Origin of the sequence: Rhizobium sp. ZW T2_16, assembly GCF_044987325.1 — a bacterium.
Lineage (GTDB): Bacteria > Pseudomonadota > Alphaproteobacteria > Rhizobiales > Rhizobiaceae > Neorhizobium > Neorhizobium cellulosilyticum.
In genome coordinates this window covers 865,841-883,714 of the sequence record NZ_JBJDRG010000002.1, presented here as the reverse complement: position 1 = coordinate 883,714, position 17,874 = coordinate 865,841, and the positions used below count along the sequence as shown (strand labels likewise).

The following is a 17,874-nucleotide window of genomic DNA, read 5'->3' as shown; positions in this document are numbered from 1 at the left end:
GATTTTTAGACATGGCAACATTGACGATCGAAGAACTGGCCGAAGCGCTTCAGCCGAACCAGGCAATTGCCGGGCTGGACCTCGGCACCAAGACGATCGGGCTTGCCATGTCAGATCTCGGCCGGCGGTTTTCATCCCCACGGCCAGTGATCAAGCGGGTGAAATTCACTCAGGACGCCCAGGTGCTGCTGGCATTTGCTGAAAAGGAGAAGGTCGCTGCCTTCATCATCGGCCTGCCGATGAACATGGATGGCTCGGCTGGCGCTCGCGTTCAGGCGACCCGCGCCTTCGTCCGCTCCATGTCGGACAAGACCGCCCTGCCCTTCGTCTACTGGGACGAACGGCTCTCGACTGTCGCGGCTGAAAGGGCATTGCTGGAAATGGACGTTTCTCGCGCCAAGCGGGCCGAACGGATCGATTCGGCTGCGGCAAGCTTCATTCTTCAGGGGGCGCTCGACAGGCTCTCGTCTCTGCGTACGGCAATGACGTCTTCCTTCGAAGACTGACGCTTGCGCCACCAGGCAGCGATCGCCTTGCGCTTTCTGAAGGCGATGATGGCAAAGACGATCAGGCTATCGAACGCAATCGCCCTTGCAACGAGTGGCGGGATGGTTTCGGGCGGAATGCCGAGAATGTTTCCATAGACCTCGAAAACGAGATCGTGGGTGTGCCGCGTCAGCATGAAAAAGCCGAAGCTCATGTCATAATAGGACAAGCCATACCAGCTCGACAGCAGTGCGACCGGGCCTGCCCAGAGTATCAAGAACCACTTCATGCGGCCTTACCTTCAAGCTCTGCCAGACCCAAATCCGCCGAGACAACCCATCTCGACAGCGCCATAACACTCAGCACCAACGCAGGGACCGCGATGTTAAGCGCCAATGCGGCGAAAGCCCCCGTCAGGACGATCAGCAAAAGGCGCTCTCTGAGGAATGTTACCACAGCTGGCATTTGTCTTACGAAACTCGGTTAACAATACATTAACCAGCCTAAAGACACAGCAATTCGGTGCAACGGAAACCCATGGTTATGGTTAATTTCCGAGGTGTGACTGTGGACAATGATGGTTGGGATCAGCCGTATATGGCGCGAACGAGGCGGCGAACCGCGGCAGCCACCTTTTCCCAGTCCTTTTCCGTCTTCAGCGCAACACCGGCAAACTGGCCGCTGACGGAAGCGGAAATGACCAGATGCTGGATGGACGCAAACAGCAGCGCATTGGTCGTGGCGGTATCGACGCCTTTCGGCGGCTTCAGGCTGCCCTGCATCCGCTCCAGCCATTTGCCGAGCGCCTTCATGCGCGACTCGGAAAGTCGGCGAACCTGCGGCGTATCTTGAGAGACTTCCCAGGCGACGATCCTGCAGACGAGCGGGTCGTCCCTCAGCGCTTCCATGAAATACATCGAAAGCTTTTCCATCAGGTCGCCATAGGTGAGGACGAACATGCCGCCGGTATCCTGCGGGATCTTGTCGCTCACCCAGCTGCCGAGTTCCTCGCCGATTGCATCGAGCAGACCATCGAGACCGCCGTAATAACGGTAGATCAGTTGCTTGTCGCAGCCGGCACGGCGCGCCACCGCATTGATCCCGAAACCCTGGAAACCGTGTTCGGACAGGAGACCACGCGCCGCCAGGAAAATCGCACGCTCGGTATTGGCCCGATTGCGCGGCCGTAATGGCTGGTTCTGTTGCGTGGTCATCTCGGGGATCTGCAGCATCTTCGGCCTATTCTTCAAGAAACTCCAGCATAGGCGATAATCCCCCGGCCGCCGGGCAGCAAGCGTGTTGCGACATGATGCACAGAATTGCGGCCAATGCCTTGCCACCGATTACATGCAGAGTGACGCACGGGAGGAATAACACATAAACTGATAAGCGCGCCCGCGGCTCATGCTGACCATATTCGAAAGCATTTTACCCGTCTTCCTGCTCGTCCTTCTCGGCATCGGCCTCAAGCGGACGACCGTCATCAACGGTAATTTCTGGGAGGGGATGGAGCAGTGCAGCTATTATGTGCTGTTTCCCGCCCTTCTCTTTCAGACCATGGCAAAGGCCGATTTCTCGGATGCAAGCAGCATCCACGTCAGCCTGATCGCTATCCTTGCCTTCACGACGATGTCCATCGTCGTGCTCGCCTCATGGCCGGTTCTCAAACGCGGCCAGATGACACCATCCACCTTCACCTCGCTTTATCAAACATCGACGCGCTGGAACGGCTTCATGGCGCTTGCAATCGCCGCCAAGACCTATGATGCACATGGGCTTGTCGTCGTTGGCATGGTGATGGCGGCGGTGATCGTACCGGTCAACGCCGGAAGCATCGCCGTACTTGCCGTATTCTCCGGGCAGAAACGCGACTATCGCGCCATCGCGATCAAAATCATCAGCAACCCGATGATCATCGCCACCATTCTCGGCATCGGCATCAACCTGATCGGCTTGCCGCTCTATCGGCCGGTGATGGCAACGGTCGAGATGTTGTCTCAGGCCTCGCTCAGCCTTGGCCTGATCACGGTTGGAGCAGGCCTCAAGGTTGCGGATGCGCTGAAGCCGAGCATCGGCGTGCTGTCGGCCGTGGTCATGAAACTGGTCGTATTTCCGGCTCTCGCCATTGCAGTCGGCCTTGCCGTCGGACTTACCGGCACCAATCTGGCGCTGCTGGCGCTGAGCGCCGCAGTCCCGACCGCGATGAATGGCTATGTGCTTGCCAAGCAGATGGGCGGCGACGCAGATTTTTACGCTGCAGCCGCAACCGTGCAGACGGCGCTCGCCTTCTTTTCCATTCCGGTCGCGATGTTCGTCGCGAACTACGCTGCCGGCGGATAAAGAAGGTCGACGATATAGCTTGCGTCGAAACGGGCATCGAGCATGCCGTAGGTCGAGCGCCAGCCACCGGCCAAGCGGGTTTCGAGATAAGCATCGGCAATCTTGCCGGCGCCGAGACGCGCCAATTCGGCGGCACCGGCGGCCAGGGCCAGTTGTTCGACCAGCAGGCGCGCCGCGCCCTCATCCCGTTCGCAAAGCGCCATGGCGGCACGCAGAACCTCGATCGTCTTGCGGCCGGATGCGCCAAGATCCCGCTCGAAACCGGAAAGTACCAGCTCGAACAGGTCGCGACCACGTGAGAGGACACGCAGGACATCAAGCGCCATGACGTTGCCGGAGCCTTCCCAGATCGCGTTGACCGGCGCTTCCCGGTAGTGACGCGCGATCGGGCGTTCCTCCACGTAACCGTTGCCACCAAGGCATTCCATTGCCTCGTAGATCAGCGACGGGGCAATCTTGCAGTTGAAATATTTGACGACCGGGGTCATGACGCGGGCAAAGGCCGCGTCCGCCGGATTGCCGGCGGCGCGATCGAAGGCTTCGGCAAGGCGGAAACCGAGCGCGGTTGCGGCTGCCACATCCAGCGCCATATCGGCAAGCACGCGCGTCATCAAAGGCTGATCGACGAGCTTGCGGCCGAATACATTACGGCCGCGCGTAAAATGAACGGCCTCGGCGAGTGATGCGCGCATGATGCCAGCAGAAGCGACCGCGCAATCAAGCCGCGTCAGCGTGACCATATCGAGGATGGTGCGAATACCCGCACCCGGTTCACCGAGCAGATAACCGAATGCATCGGAGAACTCGACTTCGGCCGACGCGTTGGAGCGATTACCGATCTTGTCCTTCAGTCGCTGGAACTGCAGACCGTTGGCCGAACCGTCTTCCAAAAGACGCGGGACGAGGAAGCAGCTGACATCATCCTTGGTTTTTGCCAGCATGACGAAACCGTCACTCATCGGTGCCGACATGAACCATTTGTGGCCATTCAGGCGATAGATGCCCTCACCTACCCGCTCGGCAGTGGAGCGGTTGGCGCGCACGTCGGTGCCGCCCTGCTTTTCCGTCATGCCCATGCCGAGCGTGATCGCGCTTTTCTGCATGGCCGGACGATTGGTTGAATCATACTTGCGCGACAGGATTTTGGGAGCCCATTCCTTTTGCACCCGTGGCGACGCCATCAGGGCTGCAACGGAAGCGCTGGTCATGGTCAACGGGCAGAGATGGCCGCTTTCAAGCTGCGCCGTCAGATAGAAGCGCGTGGCGCGCGCCTTGTGCTCGCTGCCCTTCGCTTCCGGGATATTCTCCCATATGGAAGAATGAAGGCCAGTCTGCATCGAACGGCGCATCAGCGCATGCCATGCGGGATGGAATTCGGTTACATCGAGACGCTCGCCGCGCGGACCGTGGGTCTTCAGCTTCGGCGGATTTTCATTCGCCATACGCGCCAGCTCCTGCGCTTCGGGCGACGTCACGTAGCGGCCAAGCTGATCGTATTCCTCGCGGATGACGCGATTGAGCCCACCCGTCAGATCGACCAGAAGCGGATCGGAGCGATAGGCATTGATGCCGGACCAGGGCGCAGGCTGGTTCAATTCGGCGAATTTTTCTTCGGCGCGGGTTAACTCGTTCATGCTCCGCTTCTAGCGGAAGTTAACGGGAGTGGGAACGGGCGCACGACCCTAAATTGGGCTTCTCAACAAATGGCCGTTTCCGCCTGCCAAAACACAAGCAGAATGAAGAAAGTGGGATGGTATATTGCACCATGCCGCTTGCAGCTTGCCCCCCCAAACCTTATAGACCGCCGAACGCAAGCGGAGACACGCCCAATGGTCTTCTTCCCTCATCGCCACCTCCTCGGCATCAAGGGTCTCAAAGAACAGGACATCACCTATCTTCTCGACAAGGCCGACGAGGCCGTGAAGATTTCCCGGCAGCGGGAGAAAAAGACGTCCACCTTACGCGGCCTTACCCAGATCAACCTTTTCTTCGAAGCCTCGACGCGCACGCAGTCGTCCTTCGAACTTGCCGGAAAACGGCTTGGCGCCGACGTGATGAACATGTCGGTCGGCAACTCGTCGGTCAAAAAGGGCGAAACGCTGATTGATACGGCGATGACGCTGAACGCCATGCGCCCCGACGTGCTGGTGCTTCGCCATTCTTCCGCCGGTGCGGCAGCGCTTCTTGCCCAGAAGGTCGCCTGCTCGGTGGTCAATGCCGGCGATGGCCAGCATGAACATCCGACACAGGCGCTGCTCGACGCACTGACGATCCGCCGCGCCAAGGGTACGCTGACCGGTATCACGGTGGCGATCTGCGGCGACGTCCTGCACTCGCGGGTCGCCCGCTCGAACATCATCCTTCTCAACGCCATGGGTGCCCGCGTCCGTGTCGTTGCTCCTTCCACGCTTCTTCCTTCGGGCATTCGTGACATGAGCGTGGAAGTCTTCCACTCCATGGCAGAAGGCCTGAAGAACGCCGATGTGGTGATGATGCTGCGCCTGCAGCGCGAGCGCATGGCTGGTTCCTTCGTGCCGTCGGTTCGCGAATATTTCCATTTCTACGGGCTTGATGCGGAAAAACTGAAGGCGGCCAAGGAAGACGCGCTCGTCATGCATCCCGGCCCGATGAACCGCGGCGTTGAAATCGCCTCGGAAGTGGCGGACGGCCCGCAGAGCGTGATCGAGCAGCAGGTTGAAATGGGGGTCGCCGTGCGCATGGCCGTGATGGAAACGCTCCTCACCTCCAACCAGGGAGAACGCGCATGAAATCAACCGTTCTCAAAAATGTCCGCATCCTCGATCCGTCGCGCAATCTTGACGAAACCGGCACGATCATCATCGGCGAAGACGGACATATCCTTGCTTGCGGCAAAGACGCCCTGAACCAGGGTGTACCGCACGGTTCCAGCGTCCGTGAATGCCAGGGTCTCGTTGCCACTCCCGGCCTTGTCGACGCCCGCGTCTATGTAGGCGAACCCGGTGCAGAGCATACTGAAACGATCGAATCGGCCAGTCGCGCGGCAGCGGCCGGTGGCGTCACCTCCTTCATCATGATGCCCGAGACCGATCCGGTGATCGACGACATCGCGCTCGTCGAATTCGTCCACAAGACGGCCCGCGACAAGGCGCTCGTCAACGTTCATGCCGCAGCCGCCCTGACCCGTGGCCTCGAAGGCAAGGAAATGACGGAATTCGGTCTGCTGCAGGAAGCCGGCGCCATCGCCTTCACCAATGGCCGGCATGCGCTTTCCGACTCGCTGCTGCTTCGCCGCGCAATGACCTACGCACGGGAGTTCGATGCGGTCATCTCGCTTGAACTGCGCGACAAATATCTCGGCAACGGGGTGATGAACGAAGGACTGTTCGCCAGCTGGCTCGGCCTGTCCGGTGTTCCCAAAGAAGCGGAAATCATTCCGTTGGAACGTGATCTGAGGATTGCGTCTCTCACCAAAGCCAAATACCACGCAGCCAAGATTTCGGTGCCTGAATCGGTAGAGGCGATGAAGGTTGCTCGCGGCCGCGGTGCAAACGTGACATGCGGTATCTCGATCAACCATCTGTCACTCAACGAAAATGACATCGGCGAATACCGCACATTCTTCAAGCTGTCGCCGCCCCTCAGAACCGAGGACGATCGCGTTTCCATGACCGATGCCCTGGCTGCAGGCGATATCGACATCATCGTCTCGTCGCACGATCCGCAGGACGTCGATACCAAGCGCTTGCCGTTTGCCGACGCCGCCGATGGCGCGATCGGGCTTGAGACGATGCTGTCCGCAGCGCTCCGCCTGCATCATGATGGGCGGGTGCCACTGATGAGGCTGATCGACGCCATGTCGACCCGCCCTGCACAGATCTTCGGCCTCGACGCCGGCACGCTGAAAGTGGGCGCCAAGGCCGACATCACGCTGATCGATCTCGATGATCCCTGGATCGTCTCCAAGGATGCAATCCTCTCGCGCTCGAAGAACACTCCGTTCGACGAAGCGCGCTTCTCCGGCCGCGCGGTCGCCACCTATGTGGCCGGCAAATGCGTCCATGCAATCGATGGGGGCCGAGCGTGAGCGAACTCTTCAACTGGCAGATCACACTGCCGATCGCAGCCGGCGCCCTGATCCTGGGCTATCTGCTCGGCTCGATCCCGTTCGGCCTTCTGCTCACCCGTGCTGCAGGGCTCGGCGACATCCGCTCGATTGGGTCGGGGAACATCGGCGCGACCAATGTGCTCCGAACCGGCAACAAAAAACTCGCCGCAGCGACGCTCCTGCTCGATGCGCTGAAAGCGACTGTCGCAGCCATCATCGGCTGGCATTTCTTCGGCTCCGAAGCCGGGCTGCTTGCAGGCTTCGCTGCCTTCATCGGACACCTTTACCCGGTTTGGCTCGGTTTCAAGGGCGGCAAGGGTGTAGCGACCTATATCGGCACCCTGCTCGGCGTCGCACCATGGATGGTGCTCGTCTTTGCCGCCGTGTGGCTGACGATCGCCAAGCTCAGCAAATATTCGTCGCTTTCCGCTCTGGTCGCGACGCTTATTGTTCCTGTTGTGCTGTGGTTCATACAGGAGCCCAAGATTGCAGCCGTGATGGCGGTCATGACAGTAATCTCGTGGGTCAAGCACAAGACCAATATCGAGCGACTGATCGCCGGCACCGAAAGCAAGATCGGCTCGAAGGGATAGCCCTTTCAACCTGACCTCCGTTCATCCGCGGACAATAGAGATTATGACAAACGGGACTGAGCAACATTGTTCAGCCCCGTTTTTTTTCGGCTCAATGTACTAGCCGATATCCACGGCATAGGTGTGCACATCGCCATGCATGTTGGAGCGAAATACCAACTGTTTCCCGTCGGGCGTGAAGGAGAGATTTGGCTCCAGCCGGTAGTTATGGTTTTGCATATCGACGAGACGCACCGCACGCAGCACTCCGGGATCGATGAGTTCTCCGGCATTGGCCGCGGATATACCCGCCACGTCCGGAACCGACTCAGGGACGAACAGCGAAATCCATTTGCCGTCTTTGGCGTGAGCGACCATTTCTTCATCCCCCCCGTCGCCGGCGAAACAAGTGCCATCGGGTGACACGTTGAAATGAACCGACCAGAAGTCCCGCTCCAGGGTGTACCAACGCAGCCTTCCGCTCTCAAGCTCGTAGCCCGCCAGCCAAAAGACTTCGCCGCGCGGCGTCTGGAGATCGTACCAGATGGTTTGACCGTCATGGCCAAAGAATTCGTGCCCGGCGATCTCCATGTTCATGCTACGTGTATGCACACGAAGCGGAGCGCAGGGATCATTGCCCAGGCGCATTGTCCAGATGCGGTCCACCTTGTGCCATGGTCCCTCGTGGCAGAACATGATCTGCTGCGGGTCGGTGGGGGAAAACTGCAGGTGGTTCAACCAGTCGGTGGCATGATAGACATCGCGACGCAGACCGGTCTTTAGATCGACGACGAAGATGGTCATCGGAAGACGTCTCTCCAGTCTCCTATTGATATGCACCTCCTTCTGTTCCGCGAATGTCAGCCGCCGGCCCGTGACGGGGTGGTACATGTCGCTATCGACCATCCACTCTCCTTGCGGATTGGCGTTGCCTCCGGCCGCATCAGACGAACCGGAGGTAAACTCGTCGTTGAACGCCTTGCCCTCATGGGTCTCGCTTCCAAGCAGCAGGGTTTCATCGGCATTGACCGCGAAGATCGCCTCGGATGGCGACAGCCGATAGTGGCCTTGCCGTTGTTGGCCCTCAAGATCGACAGTGCGCACTTCACGGTCAGGACCACTGCCATCAATGTACCAAAGCCGCGAAGTTCGCCTGCCGACCATCAGAACTTCGGCGCCTGGGTCGGCCAGGATGAGGCTGTTGCGCCGACTACCCAGTTCGATCACGCCAATTCCGTCAGGTCGGCTGACGACCATGCGTTCCCCATCATGGCTATAGGCATGCTGATGGAAATAGAGGGAGGACGTGCCCGCTTGCGCAGACAGCCGGATAATCTTCTTTCCCGTCACCTCGTCACGCCATGCGACAGGAATGCCGTCCTTCGCTGTCGGAAAGTCGTCTGGTTCAACCATCATCATTTGTCCATTCCTTTCAGTGCGGGGATCAGCGTGCTGCGGCAGCCGCCACATGGTGTTCCGTCGCCGCAGCCGGTTCCTGCCAGCATTGCTCATAGGGAAGACCAGTCAGCAATTCGACGGTCGCGCGGGTCTGCGGATCAACCGCACTGCGGTCACCTCCATTTTTGAGGCGTGCGATTTCCTGCAACACGATCAGGTGGTTCTCGCGGTTGAGCTTGAAGCGCTTGGAAACGATGATACCCCATAGCCCGAAGCAGAATGGCACGCAGGTATAGATGGCAATGATGCTGGTAACGGTGGATTCCGGCTGGACGTCCACGCCCTGCTGAAAGCCGGTGGCCGACAAAACCAGACCGAGGGTGAACATGATCGATGCCTGAATGACAGTATCGACAAAGTTGAACACGCCGGAGAACAGAGCTTCACGCCGTTCGCGGGTGACCATTTCGTCGACATCGGGAATGAATGACATCAGGTAGAAAGACGCGTTGGCAATGCCGGTCTTGCCGAAATTCAGGACGATCGTCAGACCGATCAGCCAGATCTCCGCGTGGGGTGGGCGTACCAGTGCCAGCCAGGCGAAAGCGGCAAAGACAAGCAGCGTTACCCATGCGCCGAGGCGGAACGAGGTCGCACCGTCAGTCTTGATCGTGTACCAGAGGAAAAAGGACAGAAACAGCAGGCCTAAAAGGTAAGCGACGCTGTTGGCACCGGCAACGACGGTCGGGCTCATCAACATGACGAAAATGATGAAATAGGTGTTGACGTATCCGGAGATGGTACGCTCCGAGATCTGCGCAACGAACATGGCCAGCAACTGACGAAATGCACGGACCCGTAGCGTGGAACCCAGATCGCGGAACATCAACTTCATGTCCTGCCAGGCGCTTCGGCCCGGGGTGAAATGCAGTTCCTCCGCCGGCCGTTCGAAGCTCCACTTGTATTGCAGGAACAATGCCACGCAGGCCAGAACGTCACAAATAATCATGGTCCAGGTAAAGGCAGCCAGATCCTTGCCGAAATAGAGGAACATGATGCCGGGCAGCGCCGAAAGCGCCGTGGTGGCGATCGCACCAACGGCCTGCTTCATACCCTCGATCTTGGCGCGCACGGTCGAATCCGTGGTCATCTCGGTTGTCAAAGTGGGGATGATGATCTGCGGAACACGCAGCACGCAATTATAGAGAATGTAGATGAAATAGTAGTAAGCCACCCCCATGCCGGGGAGCCACACCAACGGAAAGAGGATGGTGTGGACCGGAATGATGGCGAGAAGCCAGAAGCGGCGACGACCGAATTTCTTGCCAAGGCGGGTCTGGCCGAATTTGTCCGACAGTTCACCGAAAAACAGAGAGAAAAAGGCCCCGGCCAGTTTGCTGATCGCAAACAGGGTCCCCACCGCCATTATCGACAAGCCGGCATATGTTGTATAGTAATACATCAACCACGCAGATAAAACATTCTGCGTGGTGGCAATAAAAATATTAACGGAAGACACACCAAAGTAATTCTTCCAGGTTATTTTCCTTGCTGCATTCATTTTCGTGGGTCTTTTCTGTTTTCAGAGAAAAAAGGAAGCCCATCGCATTGTGTCTCTCACCACAATACGGTCGGGAATTCGTTATTCGATGAAGGCAATGGCGCAGCAGATCACGCCGCCGCCATTCGGCAGCGGAGAGCGAAAGCTGGTCGTCTGGATCAGAACAAACCGTATGCGCGAGCAGCCGGTTTTGTCCGGGCGTGAAGACGGAATGGCGCGCTACCGTCAAAAATGACGGGCAGCCGATAGCGCTTTCATCGTCCGAATTGCCGCGCGTAGTCTTGCGCGAAATCGCTTGCGACAGCGGCACGAAATACGGCGCGTCTCAAACGCCTTTCGCGGCCTGCCGTAACTGTGATGTAAAGACTGTCCTCCCTATCCTCCTGATAGTTTACGCTCCCTGTCGTTCTGTTTTAATTTTTGGACCCGGCCAGTACCTTAAATTTTCCGCCATCAAATCTGGCTGCTTGGCTTTCCTGTAAAGAAAACGACAAAAGCGGATCAAAGCCGACCGTCCGACGACATGAAAGCCGATTGCGCCTGCGGAAAAGCCCGCGTCACTTCAGGCGGCGCTCGCCGCTACTGCGTCACTCGCCGCCACCGGGCCCGGCACGTGCTCACAGCGCATGGTACCGTTTTCCGCCCTTGCCTTTCCGGTTGCGTCGTGGTTCATACGTGTCGTCAAGATTGCAGCCATTCGACAATCATGACCGTAATTTTCTGGGTGAAGCACAACACCAATATCGAGCGGTTGATCGCCGGCACCGAAAGCAAGATCGGCTCAAACGGGCAATCTGCCCGAAGAGGCGATTCATGCCTGATGGCAGCGCACGGAGATCGGGAATTGCGCTGACCGAGAAGCAGAGGATCGCCTGGCTGAGGCTGATCCGCTCAGACAATGTCGGCCCGGCCACTTTCCGGCAATTGATCAACCATTGCGGCTCTGCAGAAAATGCACTCGCCATGCTGCCGGAACTTTCTCGGCGAGGCGGCGCCACGCGCTCGTTACGTATTTCCAGCATCGAGGATGCCGAGCGGGAGCTTGAAGTCGCCAGCAGACATGGGGCTTGCTTTGTCGGCATCGGAGAGCCGGATTATCCGCCCGCGCTCAGGCATATAGATGGCGCTCCACCGCTCGTCGCCATCAAGGGCGACCTGACAAGCGCCACACGTCCGTCTGTCGGCATCGTCGGCTCGCGCAACGCTTCGGTCGTCGGCGCCAAGTTTGCGGCGATGATCGCCAGGCGCTGCGGCCAGAACGGTTATGTTATCACTTCGGGGCTGGCGCGCGGGATCGATACCGCCGCACACCGGGCCAGCGTCGAGACCGGCACGATCGCAGTGCTTGCGGGCGGGCTTGACCGCCCCTATCCGCCCGAAAATCTCGGGCTTCTCGATGAGATCACCAAAGGTGGAGGTCTCGCGATCAGCGAAATGCCGTTCGGCTGGGAGCCGAGAGCACGGGATTTTCCTCGCCGTAACCGGCTGATCGCCGGCATTTCGCTTGGCGTCGTCGTGGTCGAGGCGGCGGAAAAATCCGGCTCGCTGATTACCGCCCGGATGGCCGGTGATTTCGGCCGGATCGTATTTGCCGTGCCAGGCTCCCCGCTCGATCCGCGCTGCCACGGAACCAACGCCCTGCTGAAGCAGGGTGCGGTTGTGACCACCGGACCGGAAGATGTGCTGGAAGCTCTCGCCCCGTTATCGCAACTCGATCTTTTCGAGCCGCCTATGATCGAGGAGCCGGATGCGCAGACAGGCGCCATCGTGCCGCCGGATGACGATGACCGGTATGCGATCATCTCAGCTCTCGGCCCCACACCTGCTGAAATAGATGACATCATCCGCCACACGGGTCTTCCCGCGTCGTCCGTCTATCTCGTACTGCTAGAACTCGATCTGGCCGGACGTCTATACCGCCATCCCGGAGGATCCGTTTCCATCGCGCTTCCCGGCTGAGCGCGGCCGGCGGCCGGACTTGATATCACCGGCTTCGACATAGGCCATCTCGATGAGATAGCAGAGCATGTCTGCCCCTTCGGAGAAAGCGACCTGCCGCAGCTCGCCAAGCATCTGGCATATATATGCAACGTTATCGACAGAATGCCCCTCGCGGAGCCCACCCATGTGAATCGACATGCCCCACCCCACCAGAAGTTTCAGTGAATTTTTATTCACTATAAGAAACTTTATGGACTTTATTTGAGATATTCATGATTGCAAGTCCGATTAAAGCATCCACCGATTGCATCCTTCGAAATGTGCTAATTTCACTTAAGCCCTTGACCGCGGGACAAACGCCCTCCATGTCGGGAAGCAAATCTCCGCCTGGACCGAATGCGGTGCCGGGCCCTGCTCTATTACAGAGAACCGAAAATGAATGTTGTCGTTGTAGAATCTCCCGCCAAAGCCAAGACGATCAATAAGTATCTGGGCTCGGGTTATAAGGTTCTCGCATCCTTTGGCCACGTCCGCGATCTTCCCGCGAAAGACGGCTCCGTGCTTCCCGATCAGGATTTCGAAATGTCCTGGGAGGTCGACAGCGCGTCGCAGAAACGCATGAAGGACATCGCCGATGCCGTAAAAGGCTCCGACGGCCTGTTTCTTGCGACCGACCCGGATCGCGAAGGTGAAGCCATTTCCTGGCACGTTCTCGATCTCCTGAAGAAGAAGAAGGTGCTCGGCGACAAGCCGGTAAAGCGTGTCGTCTTCAACGCCATCACCAAAAAGGCCGTGCTCGACGCGATGGCCGCTCCGCGCGATATCGACGTGCCGCTGGTCGACGCCTATCTGGCCCGCCGTGCACTCGACTATCTCGTCGGCTTCAACCTGTCGCCGGTCCTGTGGCGCAAGCTGCCGGGCGCACGGTCCGCCGGCCGTGTGCAATCCGTGGCGCTGCGCCTTGTCTGCGATCGCGAAAACGAGATCGAGCGTTTCGTTTCGGAAGAATACTGGAACCTCTCGGCTCTCCTGAAGACACCGCGCGGCGATGAGTTCGAGGCCAAGCTTGTGTCTGCCGATGGCAAGCGCCTGGCACCACGCGCAGTCAAGACGGGCGATGATGCCAACCGGCTGAAGACCCTGCTCGAAGGCGCAAGCTTTGTGGTCGACAGTGTCGAGGCGAAGCCCGTAAAGCGCAATCCCGGCCCGCCTTTCACCACTTCGAGCCTGCAGCAGGCAGCTTCGTCGAATATCGGCTTCAACGCATCGCGTACCATGCAGGTGGCGCAGAAGCTTTATGAAGGCATCGATATCGGCGGCGAGACGGTCGGTCTCATTACCTATATGCGTACCGACGGCGTGCAGATGGCGCCCGAAGCGATCGATGCAGCCCGCGCGGCCATCGTCGATCAGTTCGGCAACCGCTACCTGCCGGAAAAGCCGCGTTTCTACTCCACCAAGGCAAAGAACGCCCAGGAAGCGCACGAAGCCATCCGTCCGACCGATTTCAATCGCACGCCGGATCAGGTGAGGAAATTCCTCGATGCCGATCAGGCACGCCTTTACGAACTGATCTGGAAGCGCGGTATCGCCAGCCAGATGGCCTCCGCTGAAATGGAACGCACGACTGTCGAAATCATTGCCTCGAATGGCGCGGACAAGGCAGGCCTTCGTGCTGTCGGCACCGTCGTTCGCTTCGATGGTTTCTTGAGCGCCTACATGGATCGTCGCGACGAAGACGAAAAGTCGGAGGATGACGACGAGGATGGTCGCCTGCCGGAGATCAATGCACGCGAAAATCTCGCCAAGCAGAAGATCAATTCCAGCCAGCACTTCACCGAGCCGCCGCCGCGTTATTCGGAAGCTTCGCTGATCAAGAAGATGGAAGAGCTCGGCATCGGCCGCCCGTCCACCTATGCCGCGACGCTTAAGACGCTGTCCGACCGCGAATATGTGGTGACCGAAAAGCGCAAGCTGATCCCGCATTCCAAGGGTCGTCTCGTCACAGCCTTCCTCGAGAACTTCTTCACCAAGTATGTGGAATACGATTTCACTGCCGATCTGGAAGAGAAGCTCGACAGGATCTCCGCCGGCGAGCTCGACTGGAAACAGGTCCTGCGCGATTTCTGGCAGGATTTCTTCGCCCAGATCGAAGACACCAAGGAGCTGCGCGTCACCAACGTGCTCGACGCGCTGAACGAAGCACTTGCGCCGCTGGTCTTCCCGAAGCGCGAGGACGGCTCCGACCCGCGTATCTGCCAAGTCTGCGGCACCGGCAACCTGTCGCTCAAGCTCGGAAAATACGGCGCTTTCGTCGGCTGCTCAAACTATCCCGAATGCAATTTCACTCGTCAGCTTTCGTCTGACGGCAATGAAGCTGAAGCATCCGGCCTCAACGAACCCAAGGCGCTCGGGGCAGATCCGCATACCGGCGAAGAACTGACACTGCGCTCGGGCCGTTTCGGGCCTTACATCCAGCGCGGCGAAGGCAAAGAAGCCAAGCGCTCCTCGCTGCCGAAGGGCTGGAGGCCGGAAGACATCGACCATGAAAAGGCGCTGGCGCTGATCAACCTGCCGCGCGACGTGGGTCAGAACCCGGAAACCGGAAAGATGATCTCGGCGGGCCTCGGCCGCTACGGGCCGTTCCTGCTGCATGATGGCACCTATGCCAACCTGGAAAGCATCGAGGACGTATTTTCGATCGGCCTGAACCGCGCTGTCACCGTGCTGGCCGAAAAGGCAGCCAAGGGTCCGGGCGGGCGCGGCCGCGGCACGCCGGCAGCGCTCAAGGAACTCGGAGACCATCCGGATGGCGGCGCAGTCACTGTTCGTGACGGGAAATACGGCCCTTACGTCAACTGGGGCAAGGTCAACGCGACACTGCCCAAGGGCATGGACCCGCAGTCGGTGACGATGGAACAGGCCATGGCGCTGATCATCGAAAAGGGTGGCAAGGCCTCTTCCGGAAAGGCCAAGGCAAAGCCGAAGAAGGCTGCTGCCAAGGCTGACGGCGAGACCAAGAAGGCGGCACCGAAGAAGGCGGCGGCCAAGAAGGCGCCGGCGAAGAAGACTGCTGCGAAAACAAAGAAGACGGATACGTGAGCGAAGAGCAGGACGACGACATCAGATCGCACCGGCAGCGGAAGCGGGCGGAGAGAGCCGAACGCGGCATGACCTCTGGTTCGGGGGCGACCGGTTCCAAGGGAAAACCTGCGATCATTCAGGGCGCCATCCCGCCGCGCGAAGTCCTGCTCGAATTCATCTCCGACAATCCGGACAAGGCCTCCAAGCGCGAGATTGCCAAGGCTTTCGGGCTGAAGGGAGAAACGCGCGTCGAGTTGAAGGACCTGCTTCGCCAGCTGGAAGACGAGGGTCTGGTCAACAAGAGCCGCAAATCCCTGTCGCGTCCCGGCGCCCTGCCCCCGGTCACGGTTCTCGACATCACCACCCGCGACAAGGATGGAGAATTGATCGGCCGTCCGGCGGAATGGCCGGAAGACCAGGGTGCGGCACCGGCCGTGCTGATCCGTCAGTCGTCGGAACAACGCGGCAAGGGTAAGGCCCCTGCCGCCGGCCTCAACGACCGAATTCTCGCAAAGATCTTCCCGAACAAGGATCGCACCGGTCCCGCCTATACGGCACGCGTCATCAAGGTGATCGACAAACGTCGCGGCGCCACCCTCGGCGTCGTGCACAAACTTGCCGATGGCGAGATCCGCCTCCTGCCGACAGACCGGCGCGGCGAGGAAATGGTGATCGAGCCCGATGGTCTGGGCGATGCCAAGCATGGCGATCTGGTCGAGAGCGAAACCGTACGTTCCGGTCGTTTCGGCCTGCCGCGCGCCCGTGTGCTCTCGGTCGTCGGATCCGTCGCGTCGGAAAAGGCGATCTCGATGATCGCCATCTATTCGCATGGTATCCCCCACATATTCCCGAAGCAGGTCATGGATGAGGCGGAAGAGGCCAAACCGGCCTCGATGTCGAAGCGTGAAGACTGGCGCGATGTGCCGCTCGTCACGATCGATCCGGCCGATGCCAAGGACCATGACGACGCCGTCTATGCCGAGCCGGACACATCTGACGACAATCCGGGTGGCGTGATCGTCACCGTCGCGATCGCCGATGTCTCCTGGTATGTGCGCACTGGCTCGCCGCTCGACCGCGAAGCACTGAAGCGCGGCAACTCAGTCTACTTCCCCGATCGCGTCGTGCCGATGCTACCGGAGCGGATTTCCAACGATCTCTGCTCGCTGCGTGAGGGCGAGGACCGGCCAGCCATGGCCGTTCGCATGGTGTTCTCCAAAGAAGGCCGCAAGGCGGGTCACACCTTCCACCGCATAATGATGAAGAGTGCTGCAAAACTCTCCTACCAGCAGGCACAGGCGGCCATCGACGGCAAGCCGGACGACAAGACCGGGCCGCTGCTCGAGCCAATCCTGAAGCCGCTCTGGGCCGCCTACAAGATCATGAAGATCGGTCGCGACCGCCGCCAGCCGCTCGAACTCGACATGCCGGAGCGTAAGATCCTGCTGAAGTCCGACGGTACAGTCGACCGGGTTTTCGTGCCTGATCGCCTGGATGCGCACAAGCTCATCGAAGAGATGATGATCCAGGCGAATGTCTGTGCCGCCGAAACGCTGGAAAAGAAGCGCCAGGCGCTGATCTACCGCGCCCATGACGGCCCGTCGCTCGCCAAGCAGGAGACGCTGCGCGAGTTTCTGACTACGCTTGGCATCTCCATGGCCAAGGGCGGCAACATGCGCTCCAACTCGTTCAATGGCATCCTTTCGCAAGCGCAAGGCACGCCGCATCAGGTCATGGTCAACGAGATGGTGCTGCGCTCCCAGAGCCAAGCCGTCTACAGCCCGGACAATATCGGGCATTTCGGCCTCAACCTGATGAAATACGCGCATTTCACTTCACCGATCCGCCGTTACGCGGACCTTATCGTGCACCGCGCACTTGTCGGTTCGCTGGGGCTTGGCGAAGGCGGGATTACGCCAGCGGAAGAAGCGCAGCTCGACGATATCGCCGCCGAAATCTCGACATTCGAGCGCCGGGCGATGGCCGCCGAGCGCGACACGATCAACCGGTTGATCGCACATCACCTTGCCACCCGTATAGGCGAGGAATTCGAAGGCCGCATTTCCGGCGTCACCAAGGCGGGCCTGTTCGTCTCGCTGCCCACCTATGGCGCAGACGGTTTCGTGCCTGTCTCGACAATCGGCAACGACTATTACATCTATGACGAGGCGCATCAGGCGCTAACGGGCGAGCGCTCGGGGCTCGGCTACCAGCTGGGCGATACGGTGGACGTGCGTCTGAAGGATGCCATTCCGCTTGCCGGCGCGCTGCAGTTCGAGATGCTGAGCGAAGGCAAGAAGCTTCCGACGGCAATGAGATCCTTCCACAAGGCGGGTCGACGCAACAGGCCGGGCGGCGGACCCAAAAAACCGGGCACACGCCCTCCCCGCGGACGCAGGAGATAA

The 17,874-nt window shown here is 59.4% G+C and carries 14 protein-coding genes; 9 read left to right on the top strand and 5 right to left on the bottom strand.

All coding sequences use genetic code 11. The features are described 5' to 3' along the window. Positions 1 to 11 precede the first annotated feature (11 nt). Positions 12 to 506, top strand: coding sequence for a Holliday junction resolvase RuvX (ruvX, locus tag ACI3K0_RS09790; protein WP_183826876.1), 495 nt, complete (start codon positions 12 to 14; stop codon positions 504 to 506). On the opposite strand, the gene ACI3K0_RS09785 is transcribed toward ruvX, so the two are convergent. Both ACI3K0_RS09785 and ACI3K0_RS09780 read right to left on the bottom strand, forming a co-directional pair. After that, positions 443 to 775, bottom strand: coding sequence for a DUF6105 family protein (locus ACI3K0_RS09785; RefSeq protein WP_148148003.1), 333 nt, complete (start codon positions 773 to 775; stop codon positions 443 to 445). The genes ruvX and ACI3K0_RS09785 overlap by 64 nt on opposite strands. A 298-nt stretch (positions 776 to 1,073) precedes the next feature. Beyond that, complete coding sequence (locus ACI3K0_RS09780) at positions 1,074 to 1,718, bottom strand: TetR/AcrR family transcriptional regulator (protein WP_148148001.1); 645 nt, start codon at positions 1,716 to 1,718, stop codon at positions 1,074 to 1,076. 172 nt (positions 1,719 to 1,890) lie between these two features. On the opposite strand from ACI3K0_RS09780, the gene ACI3K0_RS09775 reads away from it, so the two are divergent. After that, positions 1,891 to 2,826, top strand: a complete 936-nt coding sequence (locus ACI3K0_RS09775) for an AEC family transporter (RefSeq protein WP_148148000.1) — start codon at positions 1,891 to 1,893, stop codon at positions 2,824 to 2,826. Here ACI3K0_RS09775 and ACI3K0_RS09770 read toward each other — a convergent pair. Beyond that, on the bottom strand, positions 2,808 to 4,460 hold the full coding sequence (locus tag ACI3K0_RS09770) for an acyl-CoA dehydrogenase family protein (protein WP_183826879.1): 1,653 nt from the start codon (positions 4,458 to 4,460) through the stop codon (positions 2,808 to 2,810). The two genes, ACI3K0_RS09775 and ACI3K0_RS09770, sit on opposite strands and share 19 nt — an antisense overlap. 195 nt (positions 4,461 to 4,655) lie before the next feature. Between ACI3K0_RS09770 and ACI3K0_RS09765 the strand changes: the two genes are divergently transcribed. The 3 genes from ACI3K0_RS09765 to plsY are packed head-to-tail and all read left to right on the top strand — an operon-like array spanning position 4,656 to position 7,506. Further along, positions 4,656 to 5,594, top strand: coding sequence for an aspartate carbamoyltransferase catalytic subunit (locus tag ACI3K0_RS09765; protein WP_183826883.1), 939 nt, complete (start codon positions 4,656 to 4,658; stop codon positions 5,592 to 5,594). After that, positions 5,591 to 6,892 carry a dihydroorotase gene (locus tag ACI3K0_RS09760; protein ID WP_404945285.1) on the top strand — a complete coding sequence of 434 codons (1,302 nt, stop codon included), beginning with the start codon at positions 5,591 to 5,593 and terminating at the stop codon, positions 6,890 to 6,892. The genes ACI3K0_RS09765 and ACI3K0_RS09760 overlap by 4 nt, the downstream gene beginning before the upstream one ends. Then, positions 6,889 to 7,506: a glycerol-3-phosphate 1-O-acyltransferase PlsY gene (gene plsY, locus ACI3K0_RS09755; protein ID WP_343226863.1), complete on the top strand. Its 618-nt coding sequence runs from the start codon at positions 6,889 to 6,891 to the stop codon at positions 7,504 to 7,506. The genes ACI3K0_RS09760 and plsY overlap by 4 nt, the downstream gene beginning before the upstream one ends. A gap of 99 nt (positions 7,507 to 7,605) precedes the next feature. Here plsY and ACI3K0_RS09750 read toward each other — a convergent pair whose 3' ends face one another. Together ACI3K0_RS09750 and ACI3K0_RS09745 are read right to left on the bottom strand one after the other, a co-directional pair. Next, positions 7,606 to 8,904 carry an oligogalacturonate lyase family protein gene (locus ACI3K0_RS09750; protein WP_404945284.1) on the bottom strand — a complete coding sequence of 433 codons (1,299 nt, stop codon included), beginning with the start codon at positions 8,902 to 8,904 and terminating at the stop codon, positions 7,606 to 7,608. A gap of 25 nt (positions 8,905 to 8,929) precedes the next feature. Continuing rightward, entirely contained in the window at positions 8,930 to 10,444 is a 1,515-nt protein-coding gene (locus tag ACI3K0_RS09745) for an MFS transporter (RefSeq protein WP_148147994.1), read from the bottom strand. A 97-nt stretch (positions 10,445 to 10,541) separates the two neighbouring features. On the opposite strand from ACI3K0_RS09745, the gene ACI3K0_RS09740 reads away from it, so the two are divergent. The 4 genes from ACI3K0_RS09740 (at position 10,542) to rnr (ending at position 17,874) form a co-directional block, all read left to right on the top strand. Then, positions 10,542 to 10,679 carry a hypothetical protein gene (locus ACI3K0_RS09740; RefSeq protein WP_206825159.1) on the top strand — a complete coding sequence of 46 codons (138 nt, stop codon included), beginning with the start codon at positions 10,542 to 10,544 and terminating at the stop codon, positions 10,677 to 10,679. Positions 10,680 to 11,257: 578 nt separating this feature from the next. Next, entirely contained in the window at positions 11,258 to 12,403 is a 1,146-nt protein-coding gene (dprA, locus tag ACI3K0_RS09735; protein WP_183826892.1) for a DNA-processing protein DprA, read from the top strand. 417 nt (positions 12,404 to 12,820) lie between these two features. After that, positions 12,821 to 15,487 (top strand): type I DNA topoisomerase, encoded by a 2,667-nt coding sequence (gene topA, locus ACI3K0_RS09730; protein ID WP_183826895.1) that lies wholly within the window; start codon positions 12,821 to 12,823, stop codon positions 15,485 to 15,487. A 68-nt stretch (positions 15,488 to 15,555) separates the two neighbouring features. Beyond that, positions 15,556 to 17,874 carry a ribonuclease R gene (gene rnr, locus ACI3K0_RS09725; protein WP_404945295.1) on the top strand — a complete coding sequence of 773 codons (2,319 nt, stop codon included), beginning with the start codon at positions 15,556 to 15,558 and terminating at the stop codon, positions 17,872 to 17,874.